Here is a 20,372-nt window from a genome sequence, read left to right as displayed (position 1 = left end):
ATGTAGCTTCCAGTCATTTATTGCAATTTATCAAACCCGTGTCCGATAAGAACCGCCATACCCGACCTCGCCTTGCCCGTCTGAGCCTGTTGGCTGCCGGGCTTGCCATGCTTGTCGCATGCGGCCCGCGCCAGGCGCATGAAGTCAGTCAGCCATTTGATCCGTTTGAAGCCGAAAACCGCAAGATGCACGAGTTCAATAAATCGGTCGATCGCGCTTTGGTACGTCCTGCCGGTAAAGGCTATAGCAATTTCGTGCCTGATGACATCGAAGCCGGTATCGGGCGGTTTGCTTATAACCTGTCGGTCCCCGGCATGGCTGTGAACAACATGCTGCGCGGCAATATGAAAGCCGCTTTCGAAGACCTCTTTCGTTTTACGGTCAACAGCACGCTTGGATTGGGCGGTGTGTTTGATCCGGCAACTGAATTGAACATGCCTGCCGCCTCGGACGCTGATTTTGGTCAGACTTTGCATGCCTGGGGTGTGAAGTCGGGGGCCTATGTTGAACTGCCGTTCCTTGGGCCATCCACCGAACGGGACGCGGTGGGCAGCTTCGTTGATCTGTTTACCAATCCGCTCAGCTATGTTTTGCCGGCACCGGAGCGTTTCTATGGAACCGGGGCGTCGGTGGCCTCACGGCTGGGCGATCGCGGTCGTTTCGCCGATACGCTCGACTCGATCCTCTACGAAAGCGCGGACAGCTACGCGCAAACCCGCTCATTGTACCTGCAGAACAGAAACTTCGAGCTAGGTAGAATACGTACGGATATTTATGTAGACCCTTATGATGATCCCTATGGAACTGTTTTCGAGCTAGAGGACCCGTATGATGAGTGACCTGACCCGCCGTAATTTCATCGCAACCGGTCTGGCTGCCACCGGCGCCGCCGTGTTTCCCGCCGGTGCCTTCGCCCTCACAGATGCCAAGGCAAAGGCGCTGGTTGACCGGGTCGTGGCTGAGATCAATAAGGTGATTGCCTCGGGCAAATCCCAGTCTGCGATGATCAAGGATTTCGAGCGCATCTTCCGCACATATGCCGATGTTAACATCATTGCGCGCTCGACTCTCGGGGCAGATTCCAAACGCCTCAGTTCAAGCCAGATGAAGGCCTATACTGATGCCTTCCGCGGCTATGTTGCCCGCAAATACGGCAAGCGCTTCCGCGAATTCATCGGTGGGCGGATCGAGGTCAAAGGCACGCGCAAGGTAAAATCCTGGTACGAGGTCAGCTCGACTGCCTACCTTCAGGGCGAACCCCCTTTTGAGGTGCGCTTCCTGGTGTCAGATAGGTCCGGCAAGGACTTGTTCTTTGACATGGTCATCGAAGGCGTGAGCCTGCGGCTGAGCGAACGCACCGAGATCGGTTCGATGCTGGATCGTCGCAATGGTGACATCAACGCGTTTATCGCGGACCTGCGCAAGGCTGGCTAAATTAGTTGTTCTTAGGCTTCGTGCACTCGGCAATGGCGAGGTCTTTCAGCGGTTCCGGTCTATGATCTCCTTGCCGGGGCCGGTAGCACCTGATCCCAGCAAATCTTGCAGGATGCTTTCAATCGCCGACTCAGGCTTGATCCTGACTTGGGGAACTGGTTCATAATCAACATTCTGCCCCGTACCCCGGCCGGGATTGCGCAGCATTGGCAGGGGCCGTGCCGGCACACCCTCGTGCACTCGCATCATGGTTTCGTGCCAAATCTCCGCTGGCAGTCCTCCGCCAGTGACGCCGGTCAGCGGCGTGTTGTCGTCATAGCCCATCCACACACCGGCGACGTAGTCGGCGGTAAAACCAAGAAACCAGGCATCGCGCGCCGCCTGCGTGGTGCCGGTCTTACCCGCCGCCTCGCGCCCATCCAGCCGGGCCTTGGTGCCTGTGCCTTCGGCCACCACTTTGTGCATCATGTAAATCAGCTCTTCGGCGGCATCCTTGCGGATCACCCGCTCGCCAATACCGCCTGCGGTGCCCATCAGCGCATTGTCATCGCCCAGCAGGCGAAGTTCGACCAGACCATAGGGGGTCACCGACGATCCACCGTTCAAGATACCAGCAAAGGCCCCTGTCATCTCGATCAACGTGCTTTCGGACGCTCCAAGCGCCAAGGCGGGACCAGCGGCCAGATCGCTTTCAATGCCAAACTCGCTGGCCACTTTGCGCACCAGATCAAGCCCGACACTCTGAGCCACCTTCACCGCCGGGATGTTCAGCGATTGGCGTAGCGCCTCAGTCAGGGTGACAGGGCCGTAGAATTTGTTGGTGTAATTTTTCGGGCACCACTGCCCCGAACCCGGGATATTGAGGCAATAGGGTTCGTCCACCACAATACTGTCATAGCTGTACCCCAGCTCAAGCGCGGTGGCATAAACGAACGGCTTGAACGCCGATCCTGTCTGGCGTTTGGCCATGGTCGCACGGTTGAAAGCGCCCGAAACCTTCGACTGCCGCCCCCCGACCATCGCCCGCACCGCACCGTCGGCGGACATCACCACGATTGCCGCTTCAGCCTTGGAGCCTTCACGCACCTTTTCTTCGAAGATATAAGTCAGCGCCTCTTCTGCGGCGGCCTGCAGGCGCTGGTCCAGCGTGGTCTTGATGATCACGTCTTCTGTCGTGTCTCGGGTGAAGAACTCGGGGCCCGACTCCATCACCCAGTCAGCGAAGTACCCACCGGTTTGCGCCTCAGCCGCATCGGACAAGGTGGCGGGGTTGGCCTGTGCCACGGCCATGTCCTGATCGCTGAGATATCCTTGATCGTTCATCAGGCGCAGCACCGTGGCCGCGCGATCCTGCGAACGCTTGAGGTTGGTGGTGGGGGCCAGCCGCGTCGGCGCAGTCAACAACCCGGCCATGATGGCCGCCTCGGGCGCCGTCACAGTTGCCGCCGGTTTGCCGAAATAGCGTTGCGAAGCCGCTTCGACCCCGTAAGCTCCGGCTCCCATATAGGCCCGGTTCATATAGATCGAAAGGATCTGATCCTTGGTGTACTTGGCCTCCATCGCCAGCGCGAAAACCGCTTCCTTGGCCTTGCGCGCCAATGACCCGCGACGGCAATCCCGCACGTAGTCCTGTTCACTCTCCCATTCACTTTTGTCATAGACCACGCCCAGACAAAGCAGTTTCGCGGTTTGCTGGGTGATCGTGGAGCCACCATGGCCCGACAACGGCCCGCGCCCTTCGCGCAGGTTGATTCGAACGGCACTGGCAATCCCCCGGGGGCTGAGGCCAAAGTGTCGGTAAAACCGCTTATCCTCGGTCGCAACCACAGCGTTTTTCAGATGCGGGCTGACCGTTTGGGCCGTGACCACGCCGCCAAACTGATCGCCGCGCCAAGCGTAAACCTCGCCCTCGCGATCCAGCAAGGTGACCGAGCCACGGGCGCGCCCGTCGAGAAACTCGCTCACATCCGGCAGGGTGGTGTAGGTATAGCCAACCGCAAGGCCCAGAACCACGAATGCCACCGCCACTACCCGCGAGGTGACCTTCCAGACGAGCCGCAAAATCCAGCGGGCGATCCTGAGGAAAAACGCCATGATAGGATTGCGCTTGCGGGCTGTGCGACGGCGCGCGGGCTTGGCAGCGCGCGCCTTGCGTTTGGGCGCCGCTTTCTTTTTTGGCGTTCGTTTCGGTGCCACCAAACGGGGTTTCTTACCGCCCGTATTACTCATGCTCTGTCTGCCCAAGGCCTGCTGTTTTTTTTCATACTATCGTGCCGCACTGCGAAAGTAGACCCCTTAGAACGCAATTCCTTTCACCTTTATGGCGCGCTCACTTTTTAGGCAATCACCATTAATTGCTCATTTTGTGTGCATATCATGCGATTCTTTTCGGTTTTCACGTCCGCAAGGCTGACCTTCACGGTGCAGCGCGGTTTTTCTGCACCTGCACAATAAATGTCGCTCTGCAGATACCGAAAGGGGAAGATGTGAAACTCATCATTGCAACGATCAAACCATTCAAGCTGGACGAGGTGCGCACGGCACTGACCGAAGCCGGAGTGAGTGGCATGATGGTCACCGAAATCAAAGGCTTTGGTGCACAGTCAGGCCATACCGAAATCTATCGTGGGGCCGAATACGCGGTCAATTTTGTTCCCAAGATCAAACTGGAAATCGCTGTTCCCGCTGCGATGGCCGATCAGGTTATCGGACTCATCAGCGACACGGCCCGCACCGGCAAGATCGGCGACGGCAAAATTTTCGTTCTGGACATCGAACAAGCCATGCGCGTGCGCACCGGCGAAACCAACGAGGACGCGCTGTAAGCGCGCCGGGGAAGAGGACAATCTGATGAAAAAACTTAGCTCTTTGGCGCTTGGCGCAACCATTCTGACGATCCCGTCAGTGGCGTTGGCCCAAGACGAGGTCGCGGCGGCAGTATCTGCCGAAATGGTCTGGATCATGAATACGCTGCTGTTCCTTATTGGCGGCTTTCTGGTGTTCTTCATGGCCGCAGGTTTTGCGATGCTCGAAGGCGGCCTGGTGCGGTCGAAAAACGTGACCATGCAGATGACCAAGAACGTGGCACTGTTCTCGCTGGCCACGATCTTTTACTGGGCCATCGGCTATAACCTGATGTACCCGCTGGGCACCTGGTCGGTTGAGGGCGTTCTGTCTGGCGTGATTGGACCCGGCGTGTTGGAAGCGGTCGGGATAGACTTGGCTGGCGCGGATGACGGCGAATACGCTTCGGCCGGGTCGGACTTCTTCTTTCAGCTGATGTTCTGTGCGGCCACGGCCTCGATCGTTTCGGGTGCTCTGGCCGAGCGGATCAAGCTATGGCCCTTCCTGATCTTCGTGATCCTGCTGACCGGTGTCATCTATCCGCTGCAGGCCTCGTGGAAATGGGGCGGCGGCTTCCTGGACGAAGCTGGCTTCCTGGACTTCGCGGGTTCAACCGTTGTGCACTCGGTCGGCGGCTGGGCAGCTCTGGTTGGGGCCATCATCCTTGGGCCACGCCTTGGCAAATACAGCAAGGACGGCAAGATCAATCCGATGCCCGGTTCCAACCTGGCGCTGGCGACCCTCGGGATGTTCATCCTGTGGCTCGGCTGGTTCGGCTTCAATGGCGGCTCGCAGCTGGCGATGGGCTCGGTTGGCGACATCGCAGATGTCTCGCGCATCTTCGCCAACACCAATGCCGCTGCTGCTGGTGGTGCCGTTGTTGCCCTGATCCTGACCCAGGTTCTGTACAAGAAGCCTGACCTGACCATGGTGCTGAACGGCGCGTTGGCTGGTCTGGTGTCGATCACCGCCGAACCGCTGACGCCCTCCCTGGGCATGGCGACCTTGATCGGTGGTATTGGCGGCGTGATCGTGGTCTTCGCAGTTCCCATGCTGGACAAAATGAAAATCGACGATGTTGTCGGTGCCATCCCGGTCCACCTGTTCGCCGGAATCTGGGGCACCATCGCAGTGGTTCTGACCAACCCCGATGCGAACCTGGGCACGCAGCTCTACTCGATCATTGTTGTCGGTGTGTTCGTCTGTGCTGCCTCGGCAGTGGTTTGGTTCATCCTGAAAGCCACCATGGGCATCCGTGTTGATGAAGAGGCCGAAATCAACGGTCTGGACGTCTCGGAATTGGGCATGGAGGCCTATCCGGAGTTCTCCAAAGGGTAAGCCACTCCCGATAAGCAAATGGCCCCGGGCGTCCGCGCCCGGGTTTTTTTATGCGTTGATCACCTGCGGTGCGCCTGTGGCCATGTTGGTGGTAATCAGCGGTTTTTTCGCCGCCTTCCATGCCCCAAATCCACCTTCCATATGGGCAATGTGATCAAAGCCCGCCTCAATCGCCACCCGCGCCATCTTATCCGAGCGGATGCCCGACCCGCACATCAGCACGATCTGCTTGTCGCTTTGGCCCGGCAGCTTCTCGGCCTCAAAGAACGACATCGGCATCAGCAACGCGCCGCCGATATGTTCAAACATGTATTCCTGCGCCGTGCGCACATCAATCAGGACGATTTCATTGGCGGCCCAGGCCGTCGCCACCTCCTCGATGGTCCAGGTTTCCAGACGGGCGGTTCCGATGGTTTCTGTCTGCATGTCGACCTCAGTTTAATGATCAGGAATTGCCGGGAAACCTAACTTGGAAATCAAGGCACCGCCACAGCAATGCGGTGGCCGAATCGCAGTTCGACATGCTAAGTCTTGTGGCATGGCGCAGAGAAACCCCCAGATAAGCGAAAATCGCCCTGTCATCCGACAGTTGGATGAGGCCGCCGTCAATCGTATCGCAGCCGGTGAAGTGGTCGAACGCCCGGCCTCGGCCGTGAAGGAGCTGGTCGAGAACGCATTGGACGCCGGGGCAACGCGGATCGAAGTGGCCTACGCGGATGGCGGCAAGACGCTGATCCGGGTCACGGATGATGGCTGTGGGATCGCGCCGGATGATCTGCCTCTGGCGCTGGCGCGGCATGCGACGTCGAAGATCGACGGCTCGGACCTTCTGAACATCCACACCTTTGGGTTCCGGGGCGAGGCGTTGCCGTCGCTGGGGGCCGTCGGACGGCTGAGCATCACATCACGCGCGCATGGCCACGAGGCCGCCGAAATCAGCGTGTCCAGCAGCCAGATGAGCCCCGTCAAACCCGCCGCGCTGACCGCAGGCACAATCGTCACTCTGCGCGATCTGTTCTACGCCACGCCCGCCCGGTTGAAATTCATGCGCACCGACCGCGCCGAGGCGCAGGCGATCACCGATGTGATCAAGCGCCTTGCCATGGCCGAGCCGTTCGTGGGCTTCACCCTGCGCGATGTGACAGGTGGTGGCGAAGGGCGCGTGACCTTCCGCGCGGATGCCGAAACCGGCGATCTGTTTGATGCGCTGCAAGGCCGCTTGGCCCGTATTCTGGGCCGCGACTTCTCTGATAATGCGCTGGCGGTTGACGCCGAACGCGATGGCATTGCCCTGACTGGCTATGCCGCCCTGCCGACCTATTCGCGCGGCTCGGCGATTGCCCAATATCTGTTCGTAAATGGCCGCCCGGTGCGGGACAAAATGCTGACCGGCGCGCTACGCGGGGCGTATCGTGATTTTCTCAGCCGGGATCGTCATCCGGCGGCGGCACTGTTTCTGGAATGCGACCCCACCCTGGTCGATGTGAATGTGCACCCTGCGAAATCCGAGGTCCGGTTCCGCGATCCCGGTGTGGCGCGGGGACTGATCGTATCGGCCCTGCGCCACGGGCTGGCCGAGGCCGGGCACCGTGCGTCCACCACTGTTGCTGATGCCACATTGGGGGCGATGCGGCCCGAACCCAAGGGCGCCCGGGTATATCAGATGGATCGCCCGTCCGGGTTTGCCCGCGCAGAAAGCTATCGCGCGCAATCGCCCGGCTTTGCAGACATGCAGGAAACCTATAGCGGGCGGATCGAAGAACCGGTTGTTGAGGAAGCAGGCGCGCCGCCCCTGCAATCCCTGCCTTTGGGGGCCGCGCGCGCTCAAGTGCATGAGAACTACATCATCGCCCAGACAGAAACCGGCATGGTTCTTGTGGATCAACACGCCGCCCATGAACGGCTGGTTTATGAGAAACTGAAAATCCAGATGGCCGAAAATGGTGTTGCTGCCCAAGCCCTTTTGATCCCCGAGATCATTGAGCTGTCCGAGGGCGATGCCGCCCGCCTGCTGGAGCATGCCGACGAGCTGGCCCGCTTTGGTCTGGTCATCGAACCCTTTGGTGCAGGCTCGATCGCTGTGCGCGAAACCCCCGCCATTCTGGGGCAGGTCAATGCGCAAGCACTGGTACTGGATATTCTGGACGAACTGGCCGATCAGGGCAGTAGCGAAATGGTGCAATCCAAGATCGAGGCGATCCTCAGCCGCGTGGCCTGTCACGGCTCGATCCGCTCGGGCCGCCGGATGCAGGCGGATGAGATGAACGCCCTGCTACGCGAGATGGAAGCGACGCCTCATTCCGGTCAATGTAACCACGGCCGCCCGACTTACGTGGAGTTGAAGCTGTCGGATATCGAACGGCTTTTCGGGCGCACATGATCCAGATTGGCGAAACCACATATGCATGGGATGACCCCGTGGTGCTGGCCGTTTTGGCGGGCGGGGCGATCCTGTTGCTGGTGCTGATCCTGTTGGTGATGGCGGTGCGCGCAGCCGGGCGTACGGCCCAACTGGCCGCCCCTTTGGCACAGCAAATCGATCACCTGGGGCAACGCGTGCAGGGATTGAGCGATGGGCAACAGCAGCTTGCCGGCGGGTTGAACCATGTGTCAGAAGCGCAAGCCGCCTCGCAGGCCAATATGCTGAACCTGATGGAACAGCGGTTAACCCAAGTGTCGGAAAAGATGAACGAGAACCTGCACGGCTCGGCCCGGCGCACGGCGCAGAGCCTCGGGGATCTGCAGCAGCGTTTGGAAGCCATCGACAAGGCGCAGGACAATATCACCAAGCTGTCAGGCGATGTGCTGACCCTTCAGGATATTCTCAGCAACAAGCAGACACGTGGCGCGTTCGGCGAAATCCAGCTGACCGATATCGTGTCCAAGGCCCTGCCCTCGGACAGTTTTACGCTGCAGCACACCCTGTCCAACGGCAAACGCGCCGATTGTCTGATCCACTTGCCGAACCCGCCGGGGCCAATCTGCATCGACAGCAAATTTCCGCTGGAAGCCTACGAAGCCTTGCGCAACGCGACAACGGATTGGGAGGCCAATGAGGCCGCGAAATTCCTACGCACCTCCGTCAAGAAACACATCAAGGACATTTCCGAGAAATACATCCTTGATGGTGAAACCGCCGATGGCGCGCTGATGTTCCTGCCATCGGAGGCGGTCTATGCGGAACTCCATGCCAACTTCCCTGAACTGGTGCGCGAAGGGTTTGCAGCGCGGGTCTGGATAGTGTCGCCCACCACCTGCATGGCGACGCTCAACACCATGCGCGCGATCCTGAAAGATGCGCGGATGCGGGAACAGGCGGGCGCCATCCGGCGCGAGCTGGGTCTGCTGTTCGGCGATGTGGAACGCCTCGGCACACGGGTCGAGAACCTGGACCGTCATTTCAATCAGGCAGCCAAAGATATCTCCGACATCAAGATTTCAGCAGATAAGGCCGGGCGGCGCGCCAAGCGGCTTGACAACTTCGATTTCGAAGAACTGGCCCCCGAAACCGACCCGACCATCGTGCGGATCAGCAAAGACAGCTAACCCAGACAGAAAGGGGGGGGGCGCTCAACACGCCCCCGCTGATTTTGTTAATCGGACCGAGTCTTACCGATTGAGGAATTCAAGCTCGTACTTGTCCTCGACATCCGGAACCGGGTGGTCTTCATGCAGCGACTTCACAGTCCCATAGATCATGAACAGCAGGATCACCGCGATGGGCAGGCCTGCTACGATCGATGCGGTCTGCAGCGCACTCAATCCACCGGCCAGCATCAACACACCGGCCACGATCCCCGAGGTCAGGCCCCAGAAGATACGGAACTTAACCGGAGGGTGCTCGTCCCCCATCGAAAGCATGGTGCACATCACCAAAGTGCCCGAATCCGACGAGGTCACAAACCAGCTGATCAGCAGGATCGTGATCAACACCGTGATCGGGTAGGTCAGGAAATCGTAACCGAACCCAGCCACCGTGGCGAATACGCCCGCGGCATAGTCATTGTTGACCGCATCGACGACACCGGCGTTATAGAACAGGTCCACCCCGGCGGCTGCGCCACCAAAGACACCCATCCAAAGCATCACCACCGAGGTGGGGATCAGCAGCACACAGAAGCAGAACTGCTTGATCGTGCGGCCCTTGGAAACGCGGGCGATGAAGAGGCCCACGAATGGGCACCACGCGATCCACCAGCCCCAGTAGAAGATGGTCCACCAGCCCTGCCATTGCACTTCCGGGTCGCCATTGATCCAGAAGCCCATCGGAATGACGTTCCACAGGTAATCCCCCATGCCCGAGATGGAGATCCCCAGCAGGAAGGCTGTCGGCCCAAGAATGATGAACAGCACCAGCAGGCCGATCGAAGCCATCACGTTACATTCCGACAGGATACGCACGCCCTTGCCCACACCAGACGCGGCCGAAGCCGTGCCGAGGCAGGTGATGATCGCGACAAGGATCAGCTGATTGGTCTGGGTGTTGCTCATCCAGCCAAGGTTCTCCAAACCGGCGGCAATGGGCGTCACTCCCAGTCCCAGCGACGTTGCCAAACCGAAGATCGTTCCGAATACGCCGATCAGGTCAACCAGATGCCCCCATGGCCCATAGATACGTTCTTTCAACACCGGATAAAGCGCCGTACGCAGAGTCAGGGGTAAGTCGTACCGGTAGGAGAAATAGGCAAGACTCAGCCCAACCAGCACATAAAGCCCCCAACCGTGGAAGCCCCAATGGAAGTTGGTCACCGTGACGGCAGAGATTGCCGCGTCGACACTTCCCGGTTCAAGGCCACCGCGCTCCAGATAGGGGCTGCCCTGAATATGGAACATCGGCTCGGCAACACCCCAATAGATCAGACCCGAGCCAAGGCCCGCACTGAACAGCATACAGATCCACGAGAAGGTGGAGAAATCCGGTTCGTCATCGTCCTTACCCAGTTTCACATCACCAAAGCGGCTGATCATGAGCCAGATCACAAAGAACAGCGCGGCGTTCACCACGATCACATAGAACCAGTCCATCGTGTTGATAATAAAGTCTTTCCCAGTCGCGAAGACCGCGCTGGAACGTTCCACGTCCATGATCGTATACGCGACGAAGCCGATAATCATAATCATCGACATGATGCCCATCAAAGGGTTCATCCCCTTGAACAACCCGGAACTGGCAACAAGATTGTCGGGTTTGTGTGTTGTTGTGTCACTCATTTTTCTAAACCTTTTTGTCCCTGTTGGCCCGGTTTACCGGACTGTTCCCGACGCGCCCTGACGAGCCCCGGCGGATGTCCAGATGTTGAACGCCTCTTCCAGACGGGCATGATTGGCAGCCCACCATTCCGCGTCCGAGCGGATAAAGGCCTTGTCATCATACGCCGGTCCATTCGGGATTTGCGCCAGCGTCTCTTCACTCAAAAGCGGCAGGGACGAGTTGCGCGTCGGACCATTAGGCAAATAGCTCACCATATCCGCCAGCGCCTGTGTGCTGCTGGCATATCGGATGAATTCGATCGCCTCTTCCTTGTAACGGCTGCCCTTGGGGATGCCGAACAGATCAAGCTCGATCACCCGGCCGTCCATGTTCACCAAGAAATCAGCCCCCTCTTTCTGCGAAGCCGTGGCACCAGTCGTGGCCCAAATGGACGACATGGCAACCTCGCCGGAATTAAGCATTCGCGCTGGTTCAAGCCCTGCGCTCCAAAGCTGGAGGCCGGGCCGAATACTGTCCATCATGTCAAACGCCCGCTCGACACCCTCTTCGGTCTCAAGCATCGGATACACATCCTCGCGCGCGACCCCATCGGCCATCAGAGCCCATTCCATGATCACCGTTGGGTCATCTCGAATGGCCCGGGCACCCGGATACGTCTCTGTATCAAAGAAATCGGCAATGGTGGTGGGTGGATTGTCTCCAAAGGCCGACTTTTTATGGGCAAAGGCTGTGCCCCAGACGATCACGCCAACGCCGCAGTCATTCAAGGCACCTGGCACGAAGTCTTCACTCGCAGGTGTTCCATCGGCCCCATCGGGAAGCTGGATATCCGACAGGTCTTCCAACAAGCCCTCTTCGCAGGCCCGCAAGGAATCGGCCTGTGTCAGGTCGACCACGTCCCAGACGACATTGGCACTTTCGACCTGATCGCGGATTTCGGCGATGCCGCCATCATAGTGTTCGACATGCACGCGCGCGCCGGTCTTGGCCTCGTACGGGCGCACAAAGCCCAGCATCTGACTGCGCATGTAAGGCCCCGTCCAGGACGTAAACACGATTTCGGGCACAGCAACAGGCGCGGGCAGGGTGGCTGGCGTGCCATCGCTTTCCTGCGCCTGAGCCATGCACAGCGATACGGCCAGTATCGCCACTCCGGCGATCGGCCCGCCGAGCCTGTTTTTCTTGAGTTGGATCATAAGACTCTCCCTTTGTTGCAGGCAGATGTCAGCAGACCCTCTTCACGCTTGGCGTGGTAAGCTTAAAGCGTTTCGCGAAAAGCAGTGAGTCAGGTTTTTCGCGAAACGCTTTAGGCAAATTGACTCGTTTCTTAAAACAGGGCCATCCGATCTTGATTTGGATTAGTCCACAGGCGCTGACATGGCCTCACTGTTATGGTGTGCAAAAGAACCATGTTGCATGATGCGCGCGTTTTTTTGGATTCCAAAGCACGAAACGACGTTACCAGGGGTGAAAGCGACGCGCAGAACGGGTTCTGGCAGAGAATCGCCCAACTTTTAAGCCTAGTTCATGGGCGGGGATCGCCTACATTGTCTCCAGACAATGCCGGCGAAACGCCCGTTTCAACATGTCCAGCTCTTCGCGCAGCAAGGTCACTTCGGCCCGGATATCATAGCTGAGCGCCTCGCCGGACATCAGCGCAAAACTGTTCAGCGTGTCGCCGGTCCGCTTGTCGCTGATCAGGAAGGTCTGAACGCCGTCAGCGATCAAATCTGCCGGAATTGGTACTCGCACAACCCACAGATTTTCGTCGGGCTTTTCGACAACCTCGACATTGTCCACCGGGTTTTGCAGATGTGTGACCTCAATCTCGGGTTGGAAATTCCCGGCCCCGTCATAGGTCAGCACGCCTTCCCACACACCTTCAAACAGGCGGGTCTTGGTCAGTGTCACATCACTCATGCGGGCTCTCCGTCAAAGCAGGTTCTTACAATTCGGCGCGGGGGCTGCGGCTAAAGGTGAGATCGCGCAAGATCACCTGGCTCATCTGCGGGTTCTCAAAAATCAGGTCGATCCACGCCCGCTCAAGCCGCTTTTCATTCAGGTTGGAATAGGCCAGATCAAACTCTACCATGCAATCCACCTCATTCAGGGGCAGTTCGCGCACGATCTGTTCGGTATTGGGACCGTGTTTGATATTCAGCCGCGCAAAGATCTCCAACGGCTTTTCCATCTCGACAATCGTGTCCATACGGATCAGGTGCCGTTTTTGCAGCCCCTGCACAGCCGCTTCTGGCATATCCAGAACCAGCGACAGGAACGAGCCATCAAAGTTGAACACGTCCATGCGCAAACCATAAGGGGCCAGATCGGCCTCGCGGCTGTTACGCACCTGGCGCAGGGTCAGTTCGGATTGTACACAATCGTGAAACAATGCGACTTCACTGCCCAGCATGGATTTGCTTTCAACCGAGGACATGCCTGGCACGGCAAGAGGTTCGCGCCAAAGCGCCGGGCGCCAGGACCAATCGGTACCATGCGGCTTGGGAAAGGCGTTCGATCCGATCATCGGCAGCGCCAACCGGTTATCTGCCACTGAAATAACTTCGTTCAAGAAATACCTGAGCTTACGTGCGCGGGATCGCTCCAACCGCAGCCGCGAATGCTTCATGGTCGATGCGTTGCGCGCAGCACGACCCCAGCGACGCAGGCCACGGCGATGAACGATCCAGTCCAATAGTGATGATCGCAGCTGCATGTGCTCGGATCCGTTCTGTCCCTACCCCGGTCTAGCGGGCCGGGCTTTCCATAGCATTAATCACATTCTGGAAACAATCCACCCGTAACGCGACCAAAAGTTCAGGATTTCACTGCGCGGGAGGAACTGGCGCAGCGGCCGGCGTAAAGTCTTTGACCGGGCTGAGATCACGCAGGATTTCGGCCATGCGCAGAATAACGCGGCGACCTTCGTTATTCGCCAATGAACTGCCTTTGGGCCCGTAAACCGCCAAGCCGACCACATGGCCATTGATCAACATGCCCCCTCGCCAGTAGCGCGGGTCGCCATCGGCCAACAGGGCGTTGCCACCTTGGGACAACTGCACCAACGCGATCCCATCGCCATCTTCCTGCTTCAGTGTCTTGGCCGGGGCCGCAAGGGCACTTAGCCCGGCAGCCGAGGGCGGCCTTGCCGAAAGGTTGCGCGGCAAGACCGACACGGTGATCACGGCAGGGGCAACCCCCTTGCCGATGGTCCCGGTCAGGCTTTCACAGCTGGCGATCAGCACAAAACCACCATCGCCCCCACGGCGCAGGCTTTGACGATCAATGCAATACCCCCGCGGTCCCTCAACCACGACATTGCCACGAAACAAGCTCACTTGCTTGAAGGGCGGTGGACCAGAGGCACCCGCGTCCGAGGATCTGAAAAGGCCGCCGCCCCCCTCGGTACCGTCGCCCATACACGCTGCCAATGGCAGGGCCAGCGCAAGCGCCAGCCCCGGGGCAACTCTGCTAGATATCCATGTAAACATGGCGCTCGGCCTTCCCACCGGGATGGGTAACGGCACCTTTGTAGGTGGCCCCAACCTGCTGGGCAAATTTCCACAACGCGCCCGATGCGTACATCGTCTCACGCGGGCCTTTCCACGCGTCTTTGCGTTTGGCCAGTTCATCATCAGACAGATCAACACTCAACGTGCCATTGATTGCATCAATGGTGATCACATCGCCATTTTGCAGCAAGGCAATCGGGCCGCCATGCGCCGCCTCGGGGCCAACATGACCCACACAGAAGCCGCGCGTTGCGCCCGAGAAACGGCCATCGGTGATCAATGCCACCTTCTTGCCCATGCCCTGACCTGACAGGGCGGCGGTGGTGGCCAGCATTTCGCGCATACCGGGCCCGCCCGACGGGCCTTCGTTGCGGATCACAATCACTTCGCCCTCTTCATAGCCGCGCTCTTGCACGGCTTTGAAGGCGTCTTCTTCGCATTCGAATACCCGCGCGGGACCTGTGAAAATCTGGTTCTGGCTGGGGATACCGGCCACTTTCACAATCGCGCCTTCCGGGGCCAGGTTGCCCTTGAGGCCCACAACACCACCAGTTTTGGTCAAGGGCGCATCGATGGGATAGATCACCTGCCCATCAGCCTCGCGGTCGATCAGGTCCAGCTCTTCGCCGATGCTGCGTCCCGAAGCGGTCATGCAATCCTCGTGGATCAGCCCCGCCTTGCGCAGTTCCTTCATTACCACCGGAATACCACCGGCATCATAGAGGTCTTTGGCCACATATTGACCGCCCGGTTTCAGGTCGACGAAATAAGGCGTGTCGTGGAAAATCTCGCACACGTCATCAAGATAGAACTCGATGCCCGCCTCGTTGGCGATGGCAGGCAGGTGCAGACCCGCATTGGTGGACCCACCGGTACAGGCCACAACACGGGCCGCGTTTTGCAGGGATTTCAGTGTTACCACGTCACGGGCGCGAATGTTCTTCTCAAGCAGGGTCATCACGGCACGGCCCGACGCCTCGCCATACTGATCGCGACTTTCATACGGGGCGGGCATGCCTGAACTGTTCATCAAGGCAAGGCCAATCGCCTCGGACACACAGGCCATGGTATTGGCGGTGAACTGGCCACCGCATGCCCCAGCAGACGGACAGGCCACGCGCTCCAACACGGTCAGGGCCTCTTCGGACAGGGTGCCGTTCTGGTGACGGCCCACGGCCTCGAACATGTCCTGAACGGTCAGGTCGCGATTCTTGAAATCTTCGGGCACAACCGGCAGATCGGGCGCTTTGCCCGGCAGGATCGAACCGCCATAGATGAACACCGACGGCACGTTCAGCCGCACCATGGCCATCATCATGCCCGGCAGGGATTTGTCACAGCCCGCAAGCCCAACCAGCGCGTCATAGCAATGGCCGCGCATGGTCAGTTCGACCGTGTCGGCAATTGCCTCACGGCTGGCCAAAGAAGAGCGCATTCCTTCATGCCCCATGGCAATCCCGTCGGTGACGGTGATGGTGGTGAACTCGCGCGGGGTGCCCAGCGCCTGTTTCACGCCCATTTTCACCGCCTGAGCCTGACGGTTCAGCGCGATGTTACAGGGCGCGGCCTCGTTCCAGCAGGTGGCGACACCAACAAGGGGTTGGTGAATCTCTTCCTCGGTCATGCCCATGGCGTAGTAATAGGACCGATGCGGGGCCTTGGATGGGCCTTCGGTCACGTAGCGGCTGGGCAGTTTGGCTTTGTCAAACTTGGTCATGGCGGCTCCCCTGAAACAGTTGCGCACCGGAATAGGCCGTTGGCGCGCGTGACACAAGCGGTCGGCGGCGTTGATCTTCGATTTTTCAGGGGCTTGTCGCGTCTTGCGTTGCACGCCCTTTCACCCGTCGATAGCGTGTCAGGCATGTCCTACCGCCCCCATGAACAGCTGGTCGCTCCAGCCCGGTCGACAAACGAACTGATACGGCTGATCATCGGCGCGATTGCGGTGGTGGTGGTCTTTGTCCTTCTTGGCATGGTCTATGCCGGCTTGGAACGCGCTTTGTTGCCGCCGGACATTTCCAACCAGTTGCGACAAGACCTGATCACCAGCACCACTGCGGTTTCCACCCTCGTAAATCTGTTTTTCTTTGGATTGATGACAGTGTCATTGGCGATCGTGCTGCGAATGATTCATTCGCGATCTTTGATCAGCCTGATCGGGTATCCGCCATTGGCGCTCTGGCAATTCTGGCTGGTCACCCGCGCGCTGGTGGGTCTCTACATCGCGATCTACATCCTGACCGCATTCCTTCCCGCACCTGAGTCGCTGCAAACTTCGATCAACATGGCCTTCGGCAAATGGCTGTTATTTCTGCCCCTGACGCTGCTTGGATTATTGATACAGACCTCGGCGGAAGAACTGGTCTTTCGCGGCTATCTGCAAAGCCAGCTGGCCGCACGGTTCTCACACCCGCTGGTCTGGATTGTTGTGCCCTCACTGCTGTTCGCCTTGCTGCATTTCGACCCCGAGGTGATGGGCAACTCGGCCTGGCTGATTGTTGTCTGGGCGGGTTGCTTTGGCATGGCGGCGGCTGATTTGACGGCACGCTCGGGCACTTTGGGGCCGGCCATCGCGCTACACCTGACCAACAACACAATCGCTATTGCCCTGACAGCGCCAGACGGCAATTTCGATGGGCTGGCGCTTTATACCTATCCATTTTCCATGACGGATGCCGATATCTTGATGGCCTGGATGCCGGTTGAGATGTTGGTGCTGTTATGCACCTGGCTGGTGGCGCGCCTTACATTGCGCTGCTGATTGCAATTTCCGTTCCACAGGATTATTTCAGAGCGGCAACATTGCCAAAGGGGTTATCCCGCATGAACTGGATCACCAACTACGTGCGTCCGCGGATCAATTCGATCTTTTCGCGCCGTGAAATTCCCGAAAACCTGTGGTCCAAATGCGACGAATGCGGCACGATGCTGTTTCATCGTGAACTCAGCGAGAACCTGCATGTCTGCACCAGCTGCGGTCATCACATGGCGATATCCCCGCGAGACCGATTCACGGCCCTGTTCGACGGCGGCACCTTCGCCGAGATCGCAGTGCCCGAACCAAAGGCCGATCCACTGCAGTTCCGCGATCAGAAAAAATACCCTGACCGGATGAGGGCCGCCCAGAAGGAAACCAGCGAGAAAGAAGCGATGCTGGTGGCCACCGGCGAAATTGGCCGCACCCCGATCGTGGCGGCTGCGCAGGATTTCTCGTTCATGGCCGGGTCCATGGGGATGTATGTGGGAAATGCGATCATCAAAGCTGCCGAAGAGGCGGTAAAGCTGAAGCGCCCTCTGATCCTGTTTTCTGCCGCAGGTGGCGCGCGGATGCAGGAAGGCATCCTCAGCCTGATGCAAATGCCGCGCACGACCGTGGCCGTGCAAATGCTGAAAGAGGCCGGTTTGCCATACATCGTTGTGCTGACCCATCCCACCACCGGCGGGGTTACCGCCTCTTACGCGATGCTGGGGGATGTGCATATTGCCGAACCCAATGCGCTGATCTGCTTTGCCGGACCGCGCGTGATTGAACAGACCATCCGCGAAAAGCTGCCCGAGGGGTTCCAGCGCGCTGAATACCTGCTGGATCACGGGATGCTGGACCGCGTTACGCGCCGCACTCATATGCGCGAGGAACTGATCACCATCACCCGGATGCTGTTGGGCCTACCTCCCGCCGTGGTGGGTGATTTACCGCCGCCCACAGAGGAAGATGCCGAATCCGAGCCCGAGGCCGAGACGGTCCCGGAAGACGCCGCAAAGAAATGAGCGCGCCCAAATCCGACCTCATCCTCGAACGGATGATGGCGCTGCATCCCAAGATCATCGATCTGACACTCGATCGCGTCTGGCGCCTGCTGGATGCGCTGGGCAATCCGCAAAACGATTTGCCACCCGTCATCCATATTGCGGGCACCAATGGCAAAGGTTCGACCCAGGCGATGATCCGCGCGGGGTTCGAGGCCGCAGGTAAACGCGTGCACGCCTACACCTCGCCGCATCTGGCGCGGTTTCATGAACGGATCCGGTTGGCTGGTACACTGATCACCGAAGAGCACCTGACCGAGGTTCTGGACGAGTGCTATGCCGCCAATGGCGGCGAGGTGATCACCTATTTCGAAATCACCACCTGTGCCGCCTTGCTGGCCATGGCACGCACGCCCGCTGATGTGACACTGCTTGAGGTCGGTCTGGGCGGGCGGCTGGATGCGACCAATGTGATCGAGGCCCCCGCCCTGACCATCATCACGCCGGTGTCGATGGATCATGAACAATTTCTGGGTGACACCCTCGCCAAGATCGCAGGCGAGAAGGCCGGAATCATCAAACGCGGCGTACCGGTGATTGTCGGCCCGCAACAGGGTGAGGCCGAAGAGGTAATCGAGGCCCGCGCCCGCAGGCTTGGTGCGCCGGTCCTGGCCCATGGTCAGCATTGGCATGTCACGGAAGAACGAGGGCGGCTGGTTTTTCAGGACGAAACCGGCCTGCTTGACCTGCCGTTGCCCGCCCTGCCCGGCGCGCATCAGATCGAAAATGCCGGGGGTGCGCTGGCAGCTTTGCGTCATTTGCAGATGGGCGAAGCCGCCTATGAGGGGGCAATGACCGGGGCCAATTGGCCTGCCCGGATGCAGCGGTTGAAAACCGGGCCGTTGGTCGAGGCATCTGGTGAGGCCGAGCTGTGGCTCGATGGCGGTCACAACGCCGCCGCCGGACAGGCGCTTGCCAGGCATCTGGCCAGTTTGCCCAAGCGACCCACGCATCTGATCTGTGGCATGCTGAACACCAAGGATGTCACCGGCTATCTGTCGCCGCTGGCCAACCAAGCACAAAGCCTAAGCGCCGTATCGATCCCCGGCGAGGCCAACACCCTGCCCGCAGCAGACACAGCCCGCGCCGCCAGAGATTGCAGCTTGCCTGCAAGCGAGGCCGACAGTGTCGAAGCCGCCATACGCCATATCGTTACCCAAGACCCGAACTGCCGCATTCTGATTTGCGGGTCGCTCTACCTTGCCGGGAATGTCCTGCGCGAAAACGGCTGATCGGTGGTGTGAGGGGCGTTTTTCAGTCAGTACCGGCGAAAACTATGTGCTGTGTCACGAAAACGAATCACTTCATGTTGACCGATTCGATTCTCTTCGCCTATATCTTGTGAAAGCAGTCACAGCGCGAGGCCAATTCGCCAACAAGCGCGCTAGGGGTTTGGGGGAAATCGCCGTGAATTTGACGGCAATGCAAGGACAGATCAGGCACACAGGCCTGAGACTGTCAGAGACAAGCTTTATGCAGGCATCCAACCATGCCTCCCCTTTGGGTTCTGGGGGCAGGTTCTAACATGATCCGTGCCGCAATCGTGTCTTTAGGTTTTTTGTGCGTCACGCTGGTTCTGATCATTCTGCAACCGACTTCCGAGCCCACCGAACAGACATTGGCATTGGCGGATGATAGCGCCGTCACCCGGGCCGAGACCGAATTTGAAGCCTACGATGCGCTGGCAGACAGCCTGTCATTGGTCACGGAAGGGGTGGAAAACGCGGCGCCTGAAATCGAGATAGAACCAGTCTATGCCGCCGTTGCACCGGCGACGCCGGCCGCGATCACCCCCGAAACAGATCTGGCAACCGAACCCGTCTCGTTGACCGCCACACCGATCCCGAAGGACGGGCTGGAACAGCTGGTGATCACGGCCCTCGCTCAAGGCCAGTCCAATGCCTATATCGAAGCGCTGGTGAATGATGCAGCGGCAAAGGGTAAGGTCGAGGTACCCGAAACGCTGATCACCGAAGACGGGCGCGTCGACACCACATCTCTGCTGTCGATCCTGCAAAAAAGCGGGTTGGAAGCAGGGGTCGATGAAAGCTACACGGTGCAGCCGGGCGACAGCCTCGCGGCAATTTCCTATCGCTTCTATGGAAGCACCACACAGGCGCTGGATATCTATAACGCCAATCGCGGGGTCCTTACCTCACCCAATCAATTACAAGCCGGACTGGAATTGATGATCCCGGCACTCTGACTTTTCCGAACACATGGCA

The 20,372-nt window shown here is 59.0% G+C and carries 18 protein-coding genes; 10 read left to right on the top strand and 8 right to left on the bottom strand.

The features are described from left to right. Positions 1-38: 38 nt before the first annotated feature. The gene (locus V6N02_RS17605; RefSeq protein WP_371227684.1) at positions 39-839 is read left to right on the top strand and encodes an MlaA family lipoprotein; all 801 of its coding nucleotides are present in this window, start codon (positions 39-41) and stop codon (positions 837-839) included. Next, the gene (locus V6N02_RS17600; RefSeq protein ID WP_371227682.1) at positions 829-1,434 is read left to right on the top strand and encodes an MlaC/ttg2D family ABC transporter substrate-binding protein; all 606 of its coding nucleotides are present in this window, start codon (positions 829-831) and stop codon (positions 1,432-1,434) included. The genes V6N02_RS17605 and V6N02_RS17600 overlap by 11 nt, the downstream gene beginning before the upstream one ends. 45 nt (positions 1,435-1,479) lie before the next feature. On the opposite strand, the gene V6N02_RS17595 is transcribed toward V6N02_RS17600, so the two are convergent. Beyond that, entirely contained in the window at positions 1,480-3,663 is a 2,184-nt protein-coding gene (locus V6N02_RS17595; RefSeq protein ID WP_371227680.1) for a transglycosylase domain-containing protein, read from the bottom strand. Between the two features lie 257 nt (positions 3,664-3,920). Here V6N02_RS17595 and V6N02_RS17590 point away from each other — a divergent pair, with 257 nt between their 5' ends. Continuing rightward, positions 3,921-4,259, top strand: a complete 339-nt coding sequence (locus tag V6N02_RS17590) for a P-II family nitrogen regulator (RefSeq protein ID WP_371227678.1) — start codon at positions 3,921-3,923, stop codon at positions 4,257-4,259. A 25-nt stretch (positions 4,260-4,284) separates the two neighbouring features. Further along, positions 4,285-5,616, top strand: coding sequence for an ammonium transporter (gene amt, locus V6N02_RS17585; RefSeq protein ID WP_371227676.1), 1,332 nt, complete (start codon positions 4,285-4,287; stop codon positions 5,614-5,616). A gap of 48 nt (positions 5,617-5,664) precedes the next feature. On the opposite strand, the gene V6N02_RS17580 is transcribed toward amt, so the two are convergent. Next, positions 5,665-6,042 carry a rhodanese-like domain-containing protein gene (locus tag V6N02_RS17580; RefSeq protein WP_371227674.1) on the bottom strand — a complete coding sequence of 126 codons (378 nt, stop codon included), beginning with the start codon at positions 6,040-6,042 and terminating at the stop codon, positions 5,665-5,667. A gap of 112 nt (positions 6,043-6,154) precedes the next feature. On the opposite strand from V6N02_RS17580, the gene mutL reads away from it, so the two are divergent. Together mutL and V6N02_RS17570 are read left to right on the top strand one after the other, a co-directional pair. Further along, positions 6,155-7,996: a DNA mismatch repair endonuclease MutL gene (gene mutL, locus V6N02_RS17575; RefSeq protein WP_371227672.1), complete on the top strand. Its 1,842-nt coding sequence runs from the start codon at positions 6,155-6,157 to the stop codon at positions 7,994-7,996. Beyond that, complete coding sequence (locus tag V6N02_RS17570) at positions 7,993-9,162, top strand: DNA recombination protein RmuC (protein ID WP_371227670.1); 1,170 nt, start codon at positions 7,993-7,995, stop codon at positions 9,160-9,162. Before mutL ends, V6N02_RS17570 begins: the two co-directional genes overlap by 4 nt. Positions 9,163-9,225: 63 nt before the next feature. Here V6N02_RS17570 and V6N02_RS17565 read toward each other — a convergent pair whose 3' ends face one another. The 6 genes from V6N02_RS17565 to ilvD all read right to left on the bottom strand — a co-directional run bounded on the left by V6N02_RS17565 (position 9,226) and on the right by ilvD (position 16,057). Further along, positions 9,226-10,827, bottom strand: a complete 1,602-nt coding sequence (locus tag V6N02_RS17565; protein ID WP_371227668.1) for a BCCT family transporter — start codon at positions 10,825-10,827, stop codon at positions 9,226-9,228. Between the two features lie 33 nt (positions 10,828-10,860). Next, a complete protein-coding gene (locus V6N02_RS17560; protein WP_371227666.1) occupies positions 10,861-12,024 on the bottom strand; it encodes an extracellular solute-binding protein in 1,164 nt (387 codons plus the stop codon). A 346-nt stretch (positions 12,025-12,370) separates the two neighbouring features. Further along, positions 12,371-12,748, bottom strand: coding sequence for a hypothetical protein (locus V6N02_RS17555; RefSeq protein WP_371227664.1), 378 nt, complete (start codon positions 12,746-12,748; stop codon positions 12,371-12,373). A gap of 25 nt (positions 12,749-12,773) precedes the next feature. Next, positions 12,774-13,544 carry a DUF6478 family protein gene (locus V6N02_RS17550; protein WP_371227662.1) on the bottom strand — a complete coding sequence of 257 codons (771 nt, stop codon included), beginning with the start codon at positions 13,542-13,544 and terminating at the stop codon, positions 12,774-12,776. A gap of 109 nt (positions 13,545-13,653) precedes the next feature. Beyond that, positions 13,654-14,319 (bottom strand): hypothetical protein, encoded by a 666-nt coding sequence (locus tag V6N02_RS17545; protein ID WP_371227660.1) that lies wholly within the window; start codon positions 14,317-14,319, stop codon positions 13,654-13,656. Then, a complete protein-coding gene (gene ilvD, locus V6N02_RS17540) occupies positions 14,300-16,057 on the bottom strand; it encodes a dihydroxy-acid dehydratase (RefSeq protein WP_371227658.1) in 1,758 nt (585 codons plus the stop codon). Before ilvD ends, V6N02_RS17545 begins: the two co-directional genes overlap by 20 nt. Before the next feature lie 144 nt (positions 16,058-16,201). Here ilvD and V6N02_RS17535 point away from each other — a divergent pair, with 144 nt between their 5' ends. From V6N02_RS17535 to V6N02_RS17520, 4 genes are all read left to right on the top strand, one after another. Then, positions 16,202-17,101: a CPBP family intramembrane glutamic endopeptidase gene (locus V6N02_RS17535; protein ID WP_371227656.1), complete on the top strand. Its 900-nt coding sequence runs from the start codon at positions 16,202-16,204 to the stop codon at positions 17,099-17,101. Between the two features lie 62 nt (positions 17,102-17,163). Next, positions 17,164-18,108, top strand: coding sequence for an acetyl-CoA carboxylase, carboxyltransferase subunit beta (accD, locus tag V6N02_RS17530; RefSeq protein WP_371227654.1), 945 nt, complete (start codon positions 17,164-17,166; stop codon positions 18,106-18,108). After that, the gene (locus V6N02_RS17525; protein ID WP_371227652.1) at positions 18,105-19,379 is read left to right on the top strand and encodes a bifunctional folylpolyglutamate synthase/dihydrofolate synthase; all 1,275 of its coding nucleotides are present in this window, start codon (positions 18,105-18,107) and stop codon (positions 19,377-19,379) included. The genes accD and V6N02_RS17525 overlap by 4 nt, the downstream gene beginning before the upstream one ends. Positions 19,380-19,672: 293 nt before the next feature. Continuing rightward, on the top strand, positions 19,673-20,353 hold the full coding sequence (locus V6N02_RS17520; protein ID WP_371227650.1) for a LysM peptidoglycan-binding domain-containing protein: 681 nt from the start codon (positions 19,673-19,675) through the stop codon (positions 20,351-20,353). Positions 20,354-20,372 lie beyond the last annotated feature (19 nt).

This window comes from Roseovarius conchicola, assembly GCF_041403425.1.
GTDB lineage: Bacteria > Pseudomonadota > Alphaproteobacteria > Rhodobacterales > Rhodobacteraceae > Roseovarius > Roseovarius conchicola.
This window is presented reverse-complemented; position numbering and strand designations above follow the sequence as displayed.